The 19,201-nt window shown below is 40.0% G+C and carries 21 protein-coding genes; 12 read left to right on the top strand and 9 right to left on the bottom strand.

What is annotated here, in order from left to right; translation table 11 throughout:
• The first annotated feature begins 185 nt into the window (after positions 1–185).
• Complete coding sequence (locus tag MHI11_RS04950) at positions 186–389, top strand: alpha/beta-type small acid-soluble spore protein (protein ID WP_003210761.1); 204 nt, start codon at positions 186–188, stop codon at positions 387–389.
• 286 nt (positions 390–675) lie between these two features.
• Positions 676–1,293 (top strand): NAD(P)-dependent oxidoreductase, encoded by a 618-nt coding sequence (locus MHI11_RS04945; RefSeq protein ID WP_044140667.1) that lies wholly within the window; start codon positions 676–678, stop codon positions 1,291–1,293.
• A 104-nt stretch (positions 1,294–1,397) separates the two neighbouring features.
• Here the strand turns inward: MHI11_RS04945 and MHI11_RS04940 are convergent, their stop codons facing one another.
• Both MHI11_RS04940 and MHI11_RS04935 read right to left on the bottom strand, forming a co-directional pair.
• Positions 1,398–3,413, bottom strand: a complete 2,016-nt coding sequence (locus MHI11_RS04940; protein ID WP_065098943.1) for an ABC transporter ATP-binding protein — start codon at positions 3,411–3,413, stop codon at positions 1,398–1,400.
• Positions 3,410–5,167 carry an ABC transporter ATP-binding protein gene (locus MHI11_RS04935; protein ID WP_065098944.1) on the bottom strand — a complete coding sequence of 586 codons (1,758 nt, stop codon included), beginning with the start codon at positions 5,165–5,167 and terminating at the stop codon, positions 3,410–3,412. Before MHI11_RS04935 ends, MHI11_RS04940 begins: the two co-directional genes overlap by 4 nt.
• Positions 5,168–5,727: 560 nt before the next feature.
• On the opposite strand from MHI11_RS04935, the gene MHI11_RS04930 reads away from it, so the two are divergent.
• The gene (locus MHI11_RS04930; protein WP_003210990.1) at positions 5,728–6,234 is read left to right on the top strand and encodes a universal stress protein; all 507 of its coding nucleotides are present in this window, start codon (positions 5,728–5,730) and stop codon (positions 6,232–6,234) included.
• 46 nt (positions 6,235–6,280) lie between these two features.
• Here the strand turns inward: MHI11_RS04930 and dat are convergent, their stop codons facing one another.
• Positions 6,281–7,138 (bottom strand): D-amino-acid transaminase, encoded by an 858-nt coding sequence (dat, locus tag MHI11_RS04925; protein ID WP_065098945.1) that lies wholly within the window; start codon positions 7,136–7,138, stop codon positions 6,281–6,283.
• Between the two features lie 296 nt (positions 7,139–7,434).
• Between dat and MHI11_RS04920 the strand changes: the two genes are divergently transcribed.
• A complete protein-coding gene (locus MHI11_RS04920; RefSeq protein WP_065098946.1) occupies positions 7,435–8,289 on the top strand; it encodes a polysaccharide deacetylase family protein in 855 nt (284 codons plus the stop codon).
• Positions 8,290–8,332: 43 nt separating this feature from the next.
• Here the strand turns inward: MHI11_RS04920 and MHI11_RS04915 are convergent, their stop codons facing one another.
• The 3 genes from MHI11_RS04915 to MHI11_RS04905 all read right to left on the bottom strand — a co-directional run bounded on the left by MHI11_RS04915 (position 8,333) and on the right by MHI11_RS04905 (position 10,448).
• A complete protein-coding gene (locus MHI11_RS04915; protein ID WP_376699993.1) occupies positions 8,333–9,064 on the bottom strand; it encodes an NAD-dependent protein deacylase in 732 nt (243 codons plus the stop codon).
• A gap of 29 nt (positions 9,065–9,093) precedes the next feature.
• On the bottom strand, positions 9,094–10,182 hold the full coding sequence (locus tag MHI11_RS04910; RefSeq protein WP_044140662.1) for a mechanosensitive ion channel family protein: 1,089 nt from the start codon (positions 10,180–10,182) through the stop codon (positions 9,094–9,096).
• 164 nt (positions 10,183–10,346) lie between these two features.
• Positions 10,347–10,448 carry a YhdX family protein gene (locus MHI11_RS04905; protein ID WP_008359843.1) on the bottom strand — a complete coding sequence of 34 codons (102 nt, stop codon included), beginning with the start codon at positions 10,446–10,448 and terminating at the stop codon, positions 10,347–10,349.
• Positions 10,449–10,755: 307 nt separating this feature from the next.
• On the opposite strand from MHI11_RS04905, the gene MHI11_RS04900 reads away from it, so the two are divergent.
• The 3 genes from MHI11_RS04900 to crcB (MHI11_RS04890) are packed head-to-tail and all read left to right on the top strand — an operon-like array spanning position 10,756 to position 12,239.
• Positions 10,756–11,472, top strand: a complete 717-nt coding sequence (locus MHI11_RS04900) for a glycerophosphodiester phosphodiesterase (protein ID WP_044140661.1) — start codon at positions 10,756–10,758, stop codon at positions 11,470–11,472.
• 5 nt (positions 11,473–11,477) lie between these two features.
• Entirely contained in the window at positions 11,478–11,873 is a 396-nt protein-coding gene (crcB, locus tag MHI11_RS04895) for a fluoride efflux transporter CrcB (RefSeq protein WP_044140660.1), read from the top strand.
• Entirely contained in the window at positions 11,874–12,239 is a 366-nt protein-coding gene (crcB, locus tag MHI11_RS04890) for a fluoride efflux transporter CrcB (protein ID WP_044140659.1), read from the top strand. It abuts the gene before it with no gap.
• Here crcB (MHI11_RS04890) and MHI11_RS04885 read toward each other — a convergent pair.
• Positions 12,236–12,628 carry a hypothetical protein gene (locus MHI11_RS04885; RefSeq protein ID WP_044140658.1) on the bottom strand — a complete coding sequence of 131 codons (393 nt, stop codon included), beginning with the start codon at positions 12,626–12,628 and terminating at the stop codon, positions 12,236–12,238. The two genes, crcB (MHI11_RS04890) and MHI11_RS04885, sit on opposite strands and share 4 nt — an antisense overlap.
• Before the next feature lie 89 nt (positions 12,629–12,717).
• A complete protein-coding gene (locus MHI11_RS04880; protein WP_044140657.1) occupies positions 12,718–14,100 on the bottom strand; it encodes a hemolysin family protein in 1,383 nt (460 codons plus the stop codon).
• 334 nt (positions 14,101–14,434) lie between these two features.
• On the opposite strand from MHI11_RS04880, the gene MHI11_RS04875 reads away from it, so the two are divergent.
• Both MHI11_RS04875 and MHI11_RS04870 read left to right on the top strand, forming a co-directional pair.
• Positions 14,435–14,875: a MerR family transcriptional regulator gene (locus tag MHI11_RS04875; protein WP_034620022.1), complete on the top strand. Its 441-nt coding sequence runs from the start codon at positions 14,435–14,437 to the stop codon at positions 14,873–14,875.
• Between the two features lie 58 nt (positions 14,876–14,933).
• Positions 14,934–16,265 (top strand): hemolysin family protein, encoded by a 1,332-nt coding sequence (locus MHI11_RS04870; protein ID WP_034620023.1) that lies wholly within the window; start codon positions 14,934–14,936, stop codon positions 16,263–16,265.
• Positions 16,266–16,304: 39 nt separating this feature from the next.
• Here the strand turns inward: MHI11_RS04870 and MHI11_RS04865 are convergent, their stop codons facing one another.
• A complete protein-coding gene (locus tag MHI11_RS04865; RefSeq protein WP_003212102.1) occupies positions 16,305–16,907 on the bottom strand; it encodes a lysophospholipid acyltransferase family protein in 603 nt (200 codons plus the stop codon).
• A 372-nt stretch (positions 16,908–17,279) separates the two neighbouring features.
• On the opposite strand from MHI11_RS04865, the gene MHI11_RS04860 reads away from it, so the two are divergent.
• The 3 genes from MHI11_RS04860 to MHI11_RS04850 are packed head-to-tail and all read left to right on the top strand — an operon-like array spanning position 17,280 to position 19,100.
• On the top strand, positions 17,280–17,771 hold the full coding sequence (locus MHI11_RS04860; protein WP_106064907.1) for a sigma-70 family RNA polymerase sigma factor: 492 nt from the start codon (positions 17,280–17,282) through the stop codon (positions 17,769–17,771).
• The gene (locus MHI11_RS04855) at positions 17,764–18,822 is read left to right on the top strand and encodes an anti-sigma factor (protein ID WP_106064906.1); all 1,059 of its coding nucleotides are present in this window, start codon (positions 17,764–17,766) and stop codon (positions 18,820–18,822) included. Before MHI11_RS04860 ends, MHI11_RS04855 begins: the two co-directional genes overlap by 8 nt.
• Complete coding sequence (locus MHI11_RS04850; protein ID WP_340960546.1) at positions 18,810–19,100, top strand: anti-sigma factor; 291 nt, start codon at positions 18,810–18,812, stop codon at positions 19,098–19,100. The genes MHI11_RS04855 and MHI11_RS04850 overlap by 13 nt, the downstream gene beginning before the upstream one ends.
• Positions 19,101–19,201: the final 101 nt, after the last annotated feature.

Here is a 19,201-nt window from a genome sequence, read left to right as displayed (position 1 = left end):
CATGTTGAACAACATTTACCATGTTCTTTTCTCGTATGTTTTTTTCGAAAATCACCATAATACTTAGTACAAAGCAGTTACTGCATTGGGTTTCGCCAAGTGGCAAATGACTTGATCATTTCGCTGGTGCGATTCCAGCAAACCCAACCAAAAACCAAATCATATACAAAAAGGAGATTCACATCATGGCAAATTCTAATAGTTCAAATCAATTACTAGTTCCAGGAGCAGAGCAAGCAATCGATCAAATGAAATACGAAATCGCTTCTGAATTTGGCGTTAACCTTGGAGCAGAAACTACAGCTCGTGCTAACGGTTCAGTTGGTGGAGAAATCACAAAACGTCTTGTGTCTTACGCGCAACAACACATGGGTGGAACAAAAGCTTAATTTCATATCTGGATATTAGAAGGCACCTCTTAAGGTGTCTTCTTTTTTTATTATTCTCCCTCACCAATCTCCTTTCCAACTCATATCATGGAGTAGAAAGGAGCGGATCTTCATGGACATTATTTCCGGTATGAACTTTGAACTTCTACAATTCGTAGGTATCTCTCTATTATGTGAATATGCTCATAGTATTCGGTCCTTTCACCTTTATAAAAAAAGCATCACATAAAAGTTGTACCATTTTCGGTTCTTTTCACTTATAGTATGTAGTGGAGGGATCGAACAGATGAAAATAGCTCTTTTCGGTGCTCATGGACGTGTAGGACAAGCATTTCTTCGTTTCGTTCAAGTAGATGATCGTTACATAGTTCGTTCATTGATTCGGACAAACCGAGAAGAAATGCTTGCGGGTATGTTTCAAGTCACCGGCAATTCAAGAAATCGAGAAGATGTGCTTGAGACGATCAAAGGAGCAGATATTGTTGTGAGCTGTCTATCGACAGATGGTGATGATACATTATCTGTTTCAATGGAGCATATCGTAGAAGCCATGAAGCAATCAAATACATCAAGAATTATTACAATAGGTACAGCAGGTATTTTAAAGGCAAGGCAGCAGCCGGAACTTTACCGTTTTGAAACAAATGAATCAAGGCGGACCACTTCCCGAGCAGCTAAGGAGCATGCCAAAGCGTTTGAACTCCTTCAATCGACTGATTTAGATTGGACCATTATTTGTCCAACCTATTTACCAGACGGAGAAGTGACACGGTCATATCGCTATGAGAAAGATTTTCTCCCTATAGATGGAAAGAAAATTTCAGTTGAAGATACCGCACACTTTTTATATCAGCAGTTAAATTCGAAGGAATTTGTACATCAACGCGTCGGCATTGCCTACTAATGACGCATAACGAGTAAAGATCGAGGTCAAAAACGATTTCTCGACTTTTTTATGCAAATCAAAAGAGCCTCATTCAATATGAATAGGCTCTTTTTTGTGATTCATCAACTGTTTGCCACAGCACCCTTTTGCAGTTCGTACATTTGCGCATATAGCCCTTCTTGCTGCATGAGTTGATCATGACTACCCCGCTCGACAATTTCCCCTTTTTCTAAAACCAAAATCATATCGGCTTTCTTAATGGTGGATAATCGGTGAGCAATGACAAAAGTTGTTCGTCCTTCTTTGACGACATCAAGTGCTCGCTGAATGATCGCTTCTGTTTCTGTATCAATGTTTGCGGTGGCTTCATCTAAAATTAAGATCGCTGGATCGTACGCTAGTGCACGAGCAAATGAAATTAACTGACGTTCCCCTGAGGAAAGAGTACTTCCCTTTTCAACGACTGGTTCATCAAATCCTTCTGGCAGATGCTTCAATAACTCTACTGCGCCTACTTGTTTTAATGATGCTTCAATCGTTTCTCTTTTAATGTCTTCATTTCCTAAGCTGACATTAGATGCAATCGTTCCGGAAAATAAATACGGGTCTTGAAGCACAATGCCCATTTGTTTCCGCAACGTTTGCCGAGACTGGCGATAAATGCTTTCTCCATCAATGAGAATGTCTCCTTGCTGAATGTCATAAAAACGCAGCAGCAAGTTCATGATCGAGCTTTTCCCAGAACCAGTATGCCCCACAAGTGCAACCGTTTGGCCTTTTTTTGCCTCGAACGTAATGTTCTTTAATACATTATTTCCTTCATTATAAGCAAAGGTGACATCTTGGAACTGAACGTGTCCCTCCATTTTCTTTTGAACAGGTTCTTCCACTGTTGTTCCTGGCTCATCCAATAATCGGAAAACCCTTTCCGATGAAACCCTTGCTAATTCCAATCTCGAGAATTGGTTCACAATACCTGTAATCGGCTGAAATAATCGATTTAAATAATCGACAAACGCATAGAGCACACCAATTGACACAATGCCCGTCGGACTTAAGGACGCACCGCCAAAATACCAAATGAGTGCCACATAGGCTAAATTCCGAAGCAGGTTAACCAAGTTATGCGACAGAAGTGAATTTAAATGCAGCATCTTTCGCTGATATCGAAAGTGATTGTTGTTCAGCTCATCAAATTCCTCTTTCGTCACTTTTTCATGACGAAACGCTTGAATAATGGTCATCCCTTGAATGGCTTCATTTAGCTTGGCATTGATGTCACTAATGATCGAACGAATGCGGTGGTTGTACACTGATGCAAACTTTCTGTAGGTCATCGACCATAGGAAAATAATCGGTACCGCCACTAAACAAATGAGTGCCAGCTTCACATTTAATAAAAACATGGCAATATAAATTCCTATCATGTAAATCGCACTCGTCACGAAATTAGCGAGGACTGTCACATATAAATCACGAATGGTTTCTGTGTCATTGGTAATCCTCGCTACGACCTTTCCAGCAGGTAAATTATCAAAATACCGGATAGGCAGTGTTTGAATATGCTCAAATACATCCACCCTCATTTTTTGAATAATTCGGTTGGCTATTCGCTGTAACAGATAATGCTGCGCATATTGAAAGAAAATCGCAATAACGAGAAGCCCTAGATAAAATAGAACAAGCTGCACCAAACCACTGATTTCCGGCTCATAAAAAGAGAAAATTTCCTCTTTCGATAAACGCTGTACTTGATAGGTCTCGTGCTCGTTTCCATTTTCAATGGTAAGCTGATCTCCCGAGATCTTTCGGTTTCCATCAAAGCGAATCGGCTCATTCACAAAATAGTAACCGAATCCGACTTGCACCACATTGATTTGTTTTCCAGATTCCATACCACTGTCTAATCGATCGCTTCGTATATAGTTATTTCCCTGGTAATAAACGGTTTTGTCTGTTTTTTCATTGACCTCGACATAAGGCTTTTCTACACCTAAAATATGATCATCAATCATTTTCTTCCCAATAAATGGTCCTGTCAGTTCAGCACCTACTGCAATGATGAGAAAGATCAAGGCAACAGACAGTACTTTCTTATAAAGGAGTGCGTAGGCAAGGAGTCTTCTTCCTGTTGTCATGCCTCATCCCCTCCTTCCAGCTGGTTTGTCAGCTGCTGACGTAGAAATTGTTCTTTGTACCATCCATCTTGCTGAATGAGCTCTTCGTGAGTTCCCTTTTGGACGATGCGTCCTTCTTCCATGACAAGTATGAGATCTGCATGCTCAACAGCTGATAGACGATGAGTCGTAATAAACGTCGTTTTCCCATGACGATTTTGCCTTAAATTTTCTAAAATAGCGGTTTCTGTTTTTGCATCTACCGCAGAAAGCGAGTCATCCAGTATTAAAATGTCGGGATCTATTAATAAAGCGCGTGCAATGGAAATTCGCTGCTTTTGTCCACCTGACAGCGCCACACCTTTTTCTCCGACCATGGTTTCGAGACCCTCTGGCAACAGACGTAAATCTTTTTCGAAATAAGCATCTTTGATCGCTTGTGCTAATTCATTTTGTTTTGCGTCTCGATGACCAAAACGCATATTCTCTTCTACACTTTTAGAAAAAAGAATATGATCTTGCGGTACGTATCCGATCCATTGAAATAGCTGATCCAATTCGATTTCTTGGATTGGGACTCCTGATAGCAGGATTTGACCATCACCTGTTGGATACTGGCGCAGAAGCTGTTTTACGATAGTCGTTTTACCGCTTCCTGTTTTGCCTGTAATTCCGATCGTCTGCCCCTTTCGAACTCTAAAGGACACATCAATTAAATTATCTTTAGGGGAAGTTGGATACCTGAATGTCACTTGGTCAAACCGAATATCGCCAGGCTCTTGTAACGTTTTTGGCTGAGAAGCGTCTGTGACATCCGGCTTGTAGCTGAGTGTATGATTCAACCGGTCTAACGACGCATTTCCTCTTTGCATAATATTAATCAACTCGCCGATCGCAAACATTGGCCAGATCATCATCCCAAGATAGACGTTAAAAGCGACAAGCTCACCAATGGTTAAATCGCTTTGGAATACAAGATAGGCTCCGTAGCCAATTCCTATTAAGTAGCTGACACCGACAAGTAATTTCACTGTCGGCTCAAACAATGAATCAATGACCGCCACTCTCATATTTTTTTGAAATACATCATCAGTCATTTGACGAAAGCGTTCGACATCTTGCTTCTCCTGTACAAAAGACCGGATGACCCGGACGCCTGCGACTGATTCAAGGACGCGGTCGTTCATATCACCAAATGCATCTTGAGCAACTGTAAAGCGATCATGAATCTTGCTGCCATAATACGCAATCAAGAGCGCCATTAGCGGCATAGGGATAATCGCCATTAAAGTTAATTTCCAGCTAATCGTCAGCCCCATCGTAAAAAAGATCATCAGCATATAAGCAGTGGAATCCACCAATGTCAGAACGCCAAAACCTGTCGTTAAAGCTACAGCATTCAAATCGTTTGTACCTAATGCCATTAAGTTACCTGTTTTTTTCTTCTCATAAAAGGTAGGTGTCATCTTAAGTAAGTGGCGCATGAGTTTCCCGCGCATTACACGCTCCATGACATTTGCGCCGCCAAATAACTGATACATCCAAAAATATGTCAGCGTATAGACGACGACACCTAGCAAGCAAAAAATAGTGACATAAAACATTATACTGGATGTTGTAAATTGACCAGAACGAATGTCATCAACTGCCTGCCCAAGATATCTTGGCGGCAGCATTTCAAGCACATTCACAATGAGCAGGAGTGTAATGGCGATCGTATAACGCCTCCACTCTTGTTTGAAGAACCAGCCTAATTTCGTAAATACTGAAAACATGTGTGTCTCTCCTTTTAAAGCTAGCCGCTTTCTAGATTTTCTTGGCTGTCACCTTGAATTGTTTTTTTGGTTTTTGTCATTTGTCTTGTTTTTGGCATGTTCACATGCTTTCACTCCTCTTCATTTACTTGTTGATCTTCATCCCTTTATTTCGAAATGCGAAATGAATACAACAAAAAAAGAGGCAACCAGCTATCTGGTACGCCTCTTTTCGTCATGTAAAAAGGCGCATGTTGACAAATACGCAACATACGCCTTGATTCATCCGATCAATTGGAACATACGAGTCCCTTTTCAATGACCAATGAAGGTGTAATTGTCACGTGAATCAACCCATTCATACAGTTTGATTTCATTCTTCCAATGATGTTGCACATGACATTTCCTCCTTTTGGCTCTTGAATCTTTTTTTATCTTATAGTGGCTGTCACCATTTTGTCAATAAATATTTTTCAATAAATGAAATTTTCTAACAAAAAGTTCACCGCCTTCATGTGTATCTTTTTCAGATAACGGGTATACCATGAGTGTAAAGACTCCTTTTGAAAGGAATGAGGACATTGTTTCAAGCTGATCGGATGGTCGTTGCGTTTGATGGACATGAAGACAGTAAGAAAGCATTAAAAAAGGCAATCGCTTTAGCCAAAACCTTGAATGCCAAGCTGACCGTTGCCTATGCACATGATGGCAAATCAAGCAGACAGGTGTTTGATGCACCGCGCCCAATGACTGGCGGAGCTTATATCGGCGGCGGCATGGCAGACCTTCAAACACCCCCTGTGTATGTACCTCATGATGAACAGCAAAGTCCTTTGATTTTTGAAGATCATACAGAAGAGGTCGTTGCAGAAGCAAGAATGCTTTTAAATGAGGAGCAGTTTGAAGCTGCCATTGAAATTGTTGAGGGGGAACCAGCGGAAGCGATTATCGAATATGCTGAAGACATTTCAGCAGACCTCATCGTCATGGGAGCCCGTGACCAAAGCAGATTGAAAAAAATGCTCTTTGGCAGTGTAAGTGAAAAGTTATCATCAAAATCAGATATACCTGTGCTTATTGTAAAATAAAAGAATCACAAAAGGCTGTAAACATTCGTTTACAGCCTCTTTTTATTTATGAAGAAATCGATGCTTCACTTTCCTGTTTAATTTTTTGTTGGAAGCCTTCCTGTACACGCTTTGTCAACTCTCCTGGAACGCCTTCACCTACTGGCTGACCATCAATTTCAACAATCGGAATGACCTCAGCCGTCGTCGAGCTGATGAAGATTTCCTGCGCGCGCAGCAGCTCTTCTTTACTTATACGCGTTTCTTCAACGCTACATCCCTCTTCATCACATACTTCAAGAAGCTTTCTACGGGTAATACCGTTTAGAATAAAATTGTTTGCGGGATGTGTGCGAATCACGCCATCAATGATGGCATATACATTCGAGGAAGTACCCTCTGTCACAAAACCGTCTCTAATCAGAATGGCTTCAAACGCACCAGCTTCAGATGCTTTCTGTTTTTCCATGACGTTATATAAAAGATTTAAGCTTTTAATATCACATCTTAACCAGCGAAGGTCCTCAGATAATATAGCCTTTGCACCAGCTGTCTGCTCATGAACAGGCTTTTTCACCTGGAACGTATATGCTGTAATTTGAGGAGTGAGAGAATTGCCATATTGATGTTTACGAGGTGCGACGCCCCGCGTGACTTGAATATACACACCGCCATCTGTTAATTGGTTATGGGCGACGAGCTGTTTTAACTTTTCTTCCATATCTGATACTGCACCTTGAAGATGAATGCCGATTTCTTTTGCACTCTTGAACAGACGCTCTGTATGCTCTTTTAATGTAAACAAATTCCCATTGTATACACGGATGACCTCATAGACGCCGTCACCAAATTGATAGCCTCTGTCTTCAATATCCACATGTGCATCCTTTTTTTCAATGAAATCGTCATTATACAATACTTTCATACGGAATCTCCCCTTCGCTTCGCATTAATGGTTGAATCTGATGCTATCTTAGCGGATAAATGGGTACGTTTCAATGATTATTCAGAATTATTTCACATCATGGTAAATAGTCAACTTTCTATTGTAACAAACATAGACTCATAACCAAAAAGATTCCAATTTTTTAGCATCTTCTATATTCATAGGCTCTTTTTTCCTGTATACTTACTCCATATGAACACGACAAAAAACAATGAAAAAAGACAGAATCTACTACATGATTCGACACAAATTTTTGATTTATTGGAGCGATTGAAATGCAACGGGTTACGAAAAAACAGACACCTTCAAACACGATGCTGCTCTCAAAGGCGATTGGTTTAGTGATTTTGTCACTGATCCTCTTTTTTATTTGGGATATATCTAAAACCAATATGCAGGCAGCAGATCAGCCGGCTAAAATGTCTGCGAGCAGTCAATTCCGAGACACAAGCACAAGTCTGAAAGCAAAAGATGATTCTACGAAAACATTAGATGCACATTTTAAGATCAACCCAAACAAACATGTAACGAATCAAACGATCTTTTTAACCTTCGATGATGGTCCGTCAGCGACATCAAACCAGCTTTTAGATGTGCTTAAGGCACATCAAGTAAAGGCCACATTCTTCATGCTTGGGCCACAGATTAAAGAACATCCGGCAGCTGTGAAAAGACTTCATCAAGAAGGTCATCAGTTAGGGCTTCATGGGATCACACATGATGTGAAACGCTTTTATCAAAAAAGTGATTCTCCCGTTAATGAGATGAAGGAAGATCAGCGCATTTTGGCTTCTGTCACAGGAGAGTATACACACCTTGTGAGAACACCTTATGGCAGCGCTCCAAATTTAACGGATCAGCAAAAAGCACGTTTAAAACAAAAAGGCTTTATCTACTGGGATTGGACAATTGACAGTCTTGACTGGAAATATAAAAGCTCTAAATATGTACCAGAGGTATTGAATCAGCTGCAAATGCTAGAGACAAAACATCCAAAAGAACCAAAAATCATCTTAATGCACGATCAGCCAGCGACAGCAAAATACTTAAACAGTTTGCTCACACAGCTAAAAGCGAAGGGCTATACATTTGAAGTCCTTGATGAAACAATGAAGCCGCTACAACAATAAAGTAAGACCCCGCTCCTTTTTTGGATGCGGGGTCTTTGATGATTTATAAAGCTTTCACGAGATCGCCAATTCGTTCATGAAAGACAAGATCAAACAGTGGATCGTATTCTGTTTCACTCAAATTCATCATCACCTTGAAGATGGAAGGATTTTGAGCGGCATCTTCTGGAATATATCTTGCTGGCGCTACTTCTAGGGAAGTCCCCATGACGAGCAGAAGGTCCGCTCGCTGAAGTGATTTCTCTACTTGATCAAAATGTTTGACCCTGTCTCCAAAAAGGACAACATCTGTTTTCAGCACTTGTCCACATGTCCGTCCGTCTAAGGAAATCTTTAGACATACAGGCGCTTCTTCTTGTAATAAATAAGGCAGTTCATATGTCGCTTGGCATGATGGGCAAGTAGCTGTTTGAATGGAGCCGTGAAGTTCATATACATGCTGGCTTCCTGCTTTTTTATGCAGGCCATCAATATTTTGGGTAAAAATCTCTACAAGTTTTCCTTGTTTCTCAAGGCTGGCTAAAAAGGTATGCCCGCTATTCGGCTCGTACTCCCCGCTCATTTTCATCTGAAACAATTCCTTGAATTTCGGCCAGAATTGATGAGGATTTGATAAAAAGTAGGATCGGCTCATCGCCTCCATGCGAGCGGTGTCTTCAGTCCATAAACCGCCTGTTGACCTAAAATCAGGAATACCTGATTCCGTGCTCATACCCGCACCTGAAAGTACCATTATATGTGAAGCCTGCGTTAATTTCTCTCTTAGCACTGCCACCTTTGTTTGATCCACTCATCCTTCCTCCTTTATTCACTCAGCTGTTTTTCACCTTTTTGTTTCATGTAAATGGTCTGTCCAGGGAAGGCAAATTCTACACCTTCTTCATGGAAGATATCCATAATACGGTAGTTAATGTCCTGTTTGATATTCAGGTTTTCAGCCCAGGCCGTCGTGTTTGTGTAAAAGTTAAAAAATAAATTCAAATAACTGTCTGCCAGTACATCGAGATTCACCATGATTGTCTCCTTGTGCACCCCATCATGTTCATGAAGCATTTGTTTGAGACGTTTGATACAATGATCCAGATTTTCCTTTTGTGTATTGTAGGATACACGTACGGAAAACGTAATTTGGCGTTTATTCATTCTCGTCCAGTTCGTAATTGGTTCCTTTGAAAGCGTAGAATTCGGAACTGTCACGACAGCTTCAGCAGGTGTTCTAAATTTTGTACTTCGAAATGTAATGTCCTCGACAGTCCCAAGAACACTTGGCGTCTCCACAAAGTCGCCCATTGTAAAAGGCTTCTCTGTAATGATGACGACCCCTCCAAAAAAGTTTGCCACCGTATCCTGTGCAGCAAGCGCAAAGGCTAGACCCCCTAGACCAAGACCTGCCACAAGTCCATTTACATCATAATTAAATTCCTGTGCAATGACACTAATACTTAGTGCAATAATAATAAAACGAAGCACCTTCGATAAAAACGGCGCTAAAATATCATCCATTTCTAATTCAAATTTCGAATTTACTTTTTGAAATAAGAAAGAAGAAGCTGCGGTTAAATTACAAAGCCCCCACGTCAGCATCAATATAATGGAGGATCTATATAATTTGACGATGACATCCATATGATGCTCAAAGTATGGTGCCTGTCTTAACGCAAAATATAACCCAAGTGCGACAAAAAACAGTCTGGCTGGCTTTTCGAATGCCACAACAATTTGGTTAATGACCTCCGTTTTAGACCGATTGGTCAGCCTAAAGAGAAGATGAAATAAGTACTTCGTAAATACTTTCCGAAGCAATAAAAAAAGCAATAAAATACAAAGGCTAATACCGATTTGGATCGCAACATCTACTGTAAAATATGTATCCATCCATTTTTGTGTAAACATGTTTGTCTCTCTCCTTTAAAACAATCCTCTCTAGTTTATAATATAACCTTCGTTTATGTCCTCTCATAAATGTCTGACCTCTAAATAAAAAGCCTCGGGACCAGTCCCGAGGCATGATGTTCAATTATGAAATTTTGGCTAGAGACATATCGACGGGCAGCAAACTACTTTTTCTTCTGAGCCTGATCAAGGAGAGTCGCTTTAAACATTTCAGCATCCGTTTCGACCTTAATACGTTCTTCCACTCTAATTCTCCCTTTACCCAATCATCTCGCCTCCTTTTCATCATTATAAAACATCAGAATTTTCAGTCAACATGACGAAAGCACTAATATTTTGGCGAACGCTGACGATTTGGACAAAATTGATCGAAGAAAAAATTGATGTACTTCAGATTTACTCAATCATGGCTTGGGATATTCCTGCAACTTATCACATTTGTATTATCATACTTTCTTAGCAATCCGCTTCACCATTACATACAGCTCTTCTTTCGTCCATATAGTAAAGAAGGAAAAACGGTAAAGCATTTGATATGATAAGACCAGAACTTAAGTCAGGGAGCTGGAGCATGTGTATATTATTGCGCATAGAGGGTCATCAAGCGCTGCCCCAGAAAATACAATTGCTGCATTTGATTTAGCTGTTCAGCAGGGTGCAGATTATATTGAATTAGATGTACAGCTCACATTGGACCAGCACGTCGTCGTGATCCATGATGATACAGTTGACCGAACGACGAACGGGGCCGGCTTAGTCAAAAGCTATACACTTGATCAGTTGAAAAAACTGGACGCAGGAAGCTGGTTTGACCAACAGTACACGAATGAACGAATGCCAACATTACAAGAGATTCTTGAAAGATACAGCCAGCGGATTGGGATATTGATCGAGATCAAACACCCAAAACGGCAGATAGGAATTGAAAAGGCAGTTGCCCGCATCATCAATCGGTTTGCCTATTCTCGTCATATCATGATTCAATCTTTTGATGATCATGCACTGCAAAGAATCAAAGCATTCGCCCCTTCTCTTCGAACAGCTTTGATTATAAAGCCCAATGCATTTAAACTGACGAAAAGAAAGTTAACGGCATACAGTTCGTTTGCAAATTGTCTTAATATGAAAAAAACGATGATCAACAGGTGGTGGATAGACCGCATCCACGCATTCGGGATGGATGTGTTTATATGGACTGTGAAAGATCAAAAAACAGCCGATCGAATCAAAAAATATCCCGTTGATGGTGTGGTGACGGATCACCCGCCATTTTTTCTAAAGGAGAAATGATGTAAATGAAAGCGTATCTTGCCGTATTTATTGGTGGACTGATTGGGACACTTTGCAGATATGAACTAAGCCAATCGATCGTCAGCCAAACATTCCCCTATGCAACGCTAATCGAAAACGTAACAGGCAGTCTGCTTCTTGGTTTTTCAACAGGATATTTTATGTTCCAGAAGGGAAAAAAATATCTTGCCGCTTTGATCGGAACAGGTTTTTGCGGAGGTTTTACGACAATGTCCACTTTTTCTAAAGAAACGATTCTTTTATTACAGACTGGGCAATTCACTTCAAGTGTGATTTACATCCTGCTCTCAGTCATTGCCGGAGTAGCCGCTGCCTTATGTGGTCTAATGCTAGCTCAGCAGCTCTTTCATCAAAATAAGCAGCAGAGAGGAGGCAGATAAATGATCGTTTTATATACAGCTATTGCCGGCGGGATTGGCAGCGCCCTTCGTTTTTTCATTAGCCAATCGATACAGAAAACTAAGTCTCATGCTCGTTTCCCGTACAGTATTATTCTCATCAACTTATTAGGTGCTGCCGGTTTAGGTATACTGACAGGTGCCGTGACTGCCAATCATCCGCTGCTTGTGATCATTGGAACAGGTTTTTTCGGTGGTTTCACAACATTCTCTACGTTTAGTGTAGAGTCTGCGACCATGCTAGAGCAGCGGCAAAACGGAAAACTTGCTGTCTACTTATTGACGACAATCATCGGGTCTTTCTGTCTCTTTGCTGCGTTCTATCAAATAGGACAACACCTTTTTTAAATATTGGTAATCGCAGCTAAGCTAATGAGCAGTTGATCCATAAGCTGGCGCTTCATTAAAAAGAGGGTTTTTTCACTATAGCCGATTTCCATCGCACATTTGGCCATACGCCAATCTCGAAAGTATTTGTAATCGATGAGCTGCTTCTCTATCTCATCCAGCTCTTTTAGTGCTGTTTCAATACAAGCAACGATGAGTTCATACTGATTTTTTTGCTGTTCTAACTTCTTCCGTGTCATGTGATCCAAATGATGCGTACTTCTTTTTTCAAGCTGTCTTTCGATATTTAAAATCGCAGCCTGGTAATTTTTGAAATTCTTCAAATGAAACTCAATTCGTTTCATTGAGGTTTTTTTCTCCGTGATACTTGCTGTTTCATACCAAAGCATGTCCATCCCCCTCTATCGAACGTTTGTTCTTATTATAACCCGAACGAACATTCGTAAAAAGAGACTAAATACCTAAAAAAACCTTGAGCTTATTTTTCGCTCAAGGTCATTTCATTTACTAACAGCGGCTCTTTTATATCAAGCCCTGTGCGTGCATTTCCTTTTTCTGATGATGTGACGCCTTTCTTCAGGTCGATCTTTTTCACATAGCGTCCATCCATCTCCAAGACCTTCATCCGAATATCATCAAGATAAATGGATTGTCCCTCTCGGATATCAATATTCTCATTTAAGATTAACCCGCCTATTGTATCAATTTCTTCATCATGATATGACATTTCAATCAAATCTTGAACTTCATCTAATCTGACTTTGCCATCTAAAACATAATGATGATCGGCTCTTTTTTGAATAACCGGCTGTTCATCTTCATCGAATTCATCTCGAATATCTCCAACAATCTCTTCTAAAATATCTTCTGTGGTGACAAGTCCAGACGTTCCGCCATATTCGTCGGTTAAAATCGCCATATGCATTCGATCTCGCTGCATCTTGACGAGAAGCTCCTGAATAGGAATCGTATCAATGACCTCAATCACTGGATATATATAATCTTGAATCTTCAGTTGATCTTTTTCTCCTTGATACACAAGATCTGCAAAGAGCTGCTTTTTGTTCAGCATGCCGATAACATGGTCTTTATCGCCTGAAAACACGGGAAAGCGTGTATACTTCTCCTGCGTCATGATGGAGAGGATATCATCTAGCGGCATATCTTCTGGAATGGCACAAATTTCTCTCCGCGGGACCATGATCTCTCTGGCAATTCGATTATCAAAGTCGAAAATTTTGTTCATATAATTATATTCTGATGGGTTGATTTCCCCATTTTTTAAGCTCTCAGATAATAAAATCTTTAATTCCTCTTCAGAATGGGAATGTTCTTTTTCAGACCCCATATCGATGCCCATCATTTTGGTTAGAACACGGGCTGACCCGTTTAACACATAAATGAAAGGGAACATCAGGATATAAAATGCATGCAGCGGGCCTGACAGCCAGAGCGTCATTTTTTCCGCCTTTTGAATCGCCAGTGTTTTTGGTGCAAGCTCACCGACGACTACATGCAAAAAGGTAATAATAGAGAACGCAAGTGTTGCTGAGATCAGGCTGATTGCTGAATCAGGAATGTTTGTCAAACCGAAACCTCGAACCAAAAGTTCTTTTACAGCTGGCTTACCAATCCACCCTAAACCAAGGGATGTCACTGTAATACCTAGCTGACAGGCTGACAAATATTCATCCAGCCTTGATGTCACCTTTTTCGCCACGATGGCCTTTTTAGACCCTTCGGCAACAAGCTGATCAATTCTTGAGCTTCTCGCCTTTACTATGGCAAATTCAGATGCAACAAAGAAAGCTGTTAAAGCAATCAAAACACCGACTATACTCAGATTAACAATATCGTCCATTTAACCTTGCTCTTTCTTAGAAGAACAAGGAGTCACCTCCTGATTGATGATGTTATGTTTTGCAAAACGGTTAACTGATTAAATAAGACTATATTGAGGGCCCCACTTAACCACCTCCGGTTCACGTATAAATCCGCTTCTCTACATATATATGAAACGGTCTTCATTTTATCTTACCATAAATAATCTGAAAATTCCTGTATCACTATGTTAAATTTGCCAGGTCAATCTAGACTAAGAAACCCTTCTTTACTCTTCATATCGGCAGGAAATATGAACAATTAACTTGTATTTCAGGCTAGAATTATATTAAACTATTTTCATAAACTATAACGTGACGGTTAGGAGGAGATGTTCAGATGGGGCTGAGAAAAAGTATCGTATTGGTGAACTAGCACAGATTGCACAGGTGACGAAACGTACTGTAGATTATTATACAAATCTAGGGTTGCTTGCGCCTGTTAGATCTTGCTCAAATTATCGTTATTACGATGAACATGCTTTAAAACGATTACAATTAATCGTTCTTTGCAAACAGCAGAGATTGGCTCTTTCTGACATCAAATCCAGATTAGATGAACAATTCCCTTCTCAAAAGGAAGATCCTGATGAACTTGTCCATTTAACCTCTGATATCGATCGGATGAACGAGCATATGGACCGCATTTTGGTACGTTGTAAGCAGCTTCAACCAGAACAACGTGAAAAATTAAAAGAACAGCTTACACCTGAGAAGATGACGGCTGTCCAATCATTTTTACTGCTGTTAAGTTAAAATTTTTACTAAACAGGAGGTGTTACCTTCGTTCTCAAAGTCAGAACGAAGGCCTTAATTGGACATAGTTAATTTACTTATAGTTGCTTTGCTTATAGCTTTAACCGCATTTTTCGTTGCATCAGAGTTTGCGATCATTCGCTTAAGAAGCTCAAGAATTGATCAGTTAATCGCAGAAGGTAATAAAACAGCAGTTGCTGTCAAGCATGTCACGACTCACCTTGATGAGTATCTGTCGGCCTGTCAGCTCGGTATTACCATTACCGCCCTTGGTATTGGTTGGTTAGGGGAAGAAACAATTGCGCACATGCTTGCTCCACTATTTGTAGAGCTGTCCATTCCTCAATCAGCTAGTTCTATTGTCACTTTTATTATTGCGTTTAGTATTATGACGTTTTTACACGTTGTGGTTGGAGAACTTGCACCAAAAACACTCGCCATTCAAAAGGCGGAGCAAGTATCTCTTCTTTTTGCTAGACCGCTCATGATTTTTTACAAAGTGATGTTCCCGTTTATCTGGGTATTAAATGGATCTGCTCGTTTGTTAACAAAAGCGTTCGGTCTTCAGCAAGTTTCTGAGCATGACATGGCGCACTCTGAAGAAGAATTGCGGATTATTTTATCAGAGAGCTATAAAAGCGGCGAAATTAACCAGTCTGAATTCAAATATGTAAATAAAATTTTTGAATTTGATGACCGTCTGGCGAAAGAAATTATGATTCCTCGTACCGAAGTTGTCAGCTTCCCTCATGATATTACCATTGAGGAAATGCTGAAAGTGACCAAGGTAGAGAAATATACACGTTATCCAATTGAAGATGGCGATAAAGATAATATGATTGGTGTTCTGAACATTAAAGAGGTTCTTACTGCTTGCATTAGCGGTGAGTGTTCTACAAGTGATACGATCGAAAAGTTTGTCAATCCAATTATTCATGTGATTGAAACCGTTCCTGTACATGATTTATTGCTCAAAATGCAGCGTGAACGTGTACACATGGCGATTTTATCAGATGAATACGGCGGTACAGCTGGTCTTGTGACTGTAGAAGACATCCTTGAAGAAATCGTCGGTGAAATTCGTGATGAATTCGATATGGATGAAATCAACGAAGTGCGTAAACTTGGAGAAGACCATTACATCTTTGATGGAAAGGTTCTAGTGGACCAAGTCAACCTGCTCTTAGGTACGCAGCTTGATAACGAAGAAGTCGATACGATCGGCGGCTGGTTCCTTACTCAGAAATATGAAGTTGAGAAAAATGACACCATTCGTGAACAAGGCTATGAATTTATCATTAATGAGGTCGATGGACACCATGTGGTATATATCGAAGTCAAAAAGTTAAATGAACAATTAGCAGAAGCCGCTGAAGAAGGCGCTTCTTAAGAAAAAAACGACCCTTGCCAAAGCAAGCGGTCGTTTTTCTTATGCCTTTTCCATTAATTGAGCTTCAAGTTCTTTAATTCTCGTGTTTAATACTTCCGTCATGGCACCTAATCGTTCTTTTGGCGGCAGATGCTCAAATTCTGACTGCTCAATCGGTTCACCAATAATTAAGCGCATTTTCCCCTTTTTGAAAAGACTTTTCGCATTGGACGGTCCTTTGTACGCTGCTGGAACGATTGGCGCTTTACCGAGCTGTGCAATAGTAACCGCACCTCTTTTTAAAGGTACATCCTCTGTTGTACGTGTTCCACTTGGAAAGATCCCGACGATCTTTCCCTCTTTTAATAATTTAATGGGCGTTTTAATACTGCTTGGCCCAGGATTCTCTCGATCAACTGGAAAGGCATGAATCTTTTTTAAAAATCCACCGATCCATTTGTTTGCAAACAATTCTTTTTTCGCCATATAGTGGATCTCAAACGGAAGAATTCCTGCGCCTAATGCAAGAACATCCACAAAACCCTCATGTGTACATGCAATGACAAATCCCCGATCCGTTGGCAGATTCTCTTTTTGATATACTTTGATTCCGCCTCGGAGAGTAAATACTACTTTAATGGTATAGCCTGAAAATTTATACATAGTGCACTTCCTTTGTTTAAAGAATGAAGGATTTGTTTCTATTATAACAAATTTTTTATTACCTGGTACTAAAATTTTCATGAAGCAGCCAAACCATCACATCATTTTTCTTTTTAAATCATCGTTCTTTCTGTATTCAGGTCTATGGTTTTAGGAGAGAATAGAAGAGGAATTGTGTCCAATTTTGTCGTTTTTTAAGGTTTTTTCCTGATTTGTTCAATTGAAAATGCTTTATAAATGGTGCAAATTTCGCTATGATAAGGAGAAATGATTTTGATTCGGCGAAAGAAATGAGTATTGTACGGTATTGAGAAGTTTCGTGCAACTTTATGCCTTTCTTATGCGTGTATAACATAGAGGGGAGAAAAATCAGTGACGATCGATGAAATTTATCAAATGTATATGAACGATGTTTACAGGTTTCTGCTCTCCATGACAAAAGACAAACATTTGGCAGAAGACTTATTGCAGGAAACCTTTATGCGTGCTTATATACATATTCATTCCTACGACCATAGCAAAGTGAAACCTTGGTTATTTCAGGTGGCACGAAATGCTTTTATTGATTATGTCAGGAAACATAAAAAAGAAGTGACCATATCGGATGATCTTATTGGCGGCCTTTTACAAACGTCTGTACAAAGCCCTGCTGAACAGGTTGAAATAAAAGAAGTCCTCAACATGTATTTAGAACAGCTTCCAGATAACTACAGGGAAGCGTTGACATTGTATTATTTAAAAGAACTGAATTACAAGGAAGCATCCAAGGTCATGAATATTACTGAAGCAAATTTTAAAAGTGTTTTATTTCGTGCAAGGCAGCGCCTAAAAGCACTTTACAACAGAGGTGTTAATGATGAATGAAGAGTTTAACAAGCGATGGGAACAATATAATAATGGTGAGATGAACGAGGAAGAAATGATAGCGTTTGAAGAAGAGCTTGAAGAAAACGAAAAACGCTTAAGTCAGGAACTGAACGACTCGGATTGGACCGATTTTTCCATCAGTCCTGAAAAGCAAAAAGCCATCTTGCAATACGGAAAAAGAAAGTCTTATTTACGTATTTCTGTACTTGCTGTCATCTCTACACTTATTATTTTACCGCTTTGTACATTAGGAAGTTATCTATACTACGGCGTTGGCGGAGCAGAGAGTAAAGGGAATCACTTCATGGAAACAGCCGCTGTAACAGTCGCTTTGACGAAACCAAACGTGGCGATTGATATGAAGGATTTAAAAGGCCAAGTCAAGCTTTTTGGAATGAACACCGAATTGAAGCTGCAAAAACAAATTGGCAATAAAACAGAAGCCATTGGCAGTGAACAAATCGAGATGTTTTTCGATAAATTAAAGCAGCCTACCATCTCATATTATGGTGACAGCGCACGAGATACGGAGGATTTCTTTACCCATCCTTCTACTCAGGCAGATACATCAAAAAAACAAACACTCACTACTTTAGACAAGCTTCCCGAAGGAACAGTCAGTGAAGTGTATGTCTCCTATGACAAAGCGTATACACCAAAGGACGTTTATTCCTTTGCTAAAAAATATGATATGAAAGTGCTCTGGAATGCGATTAAAACAGAGGATTCATTAAGCGAGAATCAGCGGCCAATTGGCTTTCCTGGAAGAGACTCTGAATTCTTAAAAGAGCTGCAGCACACATCAAAAACAGAGGTAGATCAATTTAAAGATGCCCTTACTTATGTCAATCAGCACCCAACCTGGGCAAAAACAATCTCTGGCAGACCTGAACTGGATCTGTCAAACCGAATACGCTACATCAACCAAAATGGTGTCACGATCTATGGCTCTGTGATCACAGGTCCTTCGAAAGAAATCGAGAAATTTGTGAAGACAAAACGCATTAAAACGGCAAAAGTGAGCGAGGTGGAATTATGGAATTGGTAAGAATTTTTAAAGAACATAATGTATTTGGCTGGATTTCTGTCGGTACTGCGATATTATCCCTGCTCATGCTGAACCTCGCCATTATCAGTAATGTGACATTTTATTCTTTTCAGATGCTCCCTTTTGCAATGGCCGCAGTTCCATTTGGCATTATTGAACTGTTCATTAAAAAAGGCCGTACGGGCCCTGGGTTTCTCGGTGTCGTACTGAATATCTTTGTCATTCTTTGTGTCTATGCCATCGTATCAATCGATATCGATCTTCAATTAGGTTTTTAAGCCGTTCTCAACATGAAAAGCCCGTGTTACTTGACTAATGCCAAGTAGCACGGGCTTTTTTAAATATCGATTTATTTTCTTAAGTCTACAGCGCAAATAAA

This window comes from Bacillus sp. FSL K6-3312 (genome assembly GCF_038007485.1).
In the GTDB taxonomy this organism is placed as follows: domain Bacteria; phylum Bacillota; class Bacilli; order Bacillales; family Bacillaceae; genus Bacillus; species Bacillus pumilus.
This window is presented reverse-complemented; position numbering and strand designations above follow the sequence as displayed.

What these genes read in the sequence shown, in the direction of transcription:
- MHI11_RS04950 (WP_003210761.1), top strand. Translation starts at nt 186, where the DNA reads ATGGCAAATTCTAATAGTTCAAATCAATTACTAGTTCCAGGAGCAGAG.
- MHI11_RS04945 (WP_044140667.1), top strand. Translation starts at nt 676, where the DNA reads ATGAAAATAGCTCTTTTCGGTGCTCATGGACGTGTAGGACAAGCATTT.
- MHI11_RS04940 (WP_065098943.1), bottom strand. Translation starts at nt 3,413, where the DNA reads ATGACAACAGGAAGAAGACTCCTTGCCTACGCACTCCTTTATAAGAAA.
- MHI11_RS04935 (WP_065098944.1), bottom strand. Translation starts at nt 5,167, where the DNA reads ATGTTTTCAGTATTTACGAAATTAGGCTGGTTCTTCAAACAAGAGTGG.
- dat (WP_065098945.1), bottom strand. Translation starts at nt 7,138, where the DNA reads ATGAAAGTATTGTATAATGACGATTTCATTGAAAAAAAGGATGCACAT.
- MHI11_RS04920 (WP_065098946.1), top strand. Translation starts at nt 7,435, where the DNA reads ATGCAACGGGTTACGAAAAAACAGACACCTTCAAACACGATGCTGCTC.
- MHI11_RS04910 (WP_044140662.1), bottom strand. Translation starts at nt 10,182, where the DNA reads ATGTTTACACAAAAATGGATGGATACATATTTTACAGTAGATGTTGCG.
- crcB (WP_044140660.1), top strand. Translation starts at nt 11,478, where the DNA reads ATGAAAGCGTATCTTGCCGTATTTATTGGTGGACTGATTGGGACACTT.
- crcB (WP_044140659.1), top strand. Translation starts at nt 11,874, where the DNA reads ATGATCGTTTTATATACAGCTATTGCCGGCGGGATTGGCAGCGCCCTT.
- MHI11_RS04885 (WP_044140658.1), bottom strand. Translation starts at nt 12,628, where the DNA reads ATGCTTTGGTATGAAACAGCAAGTATCACGGAGAAAAAAACCTCAATG.
- MHI11_RS04880 (WP_044140657.1), bottom strand. Translation starts at nt 14,100, where the DNA reads ATGGACGATATTGTTAATCTGAGTATAGTCGGTGTTTTGATTGCTTTA.
- MHI11_RS04865 (WP_003212102.1), bottom strand. Translation starts at nt 16,907, where the DNA reads ATGTATAAATTTTCAGGCTATACCATTAAAGTAGTATTTACTCTCCGA.
- MHI11_RS04855 (WP_106064906.1), top strand. Translation starts at nt 17,764, where the DNA reads ATGAATGAAGAGTTTAACAAGCGATGGGAACAATATAATAATGGTGAG.
- MHI11_RS04850 (WP_340960546.1), top strand. Translation starts at nt 18,810, where the DNA reads ATGGAATTGGTAAGAATTTTTAAAGAACATAATGTATTTGGCTGGATT.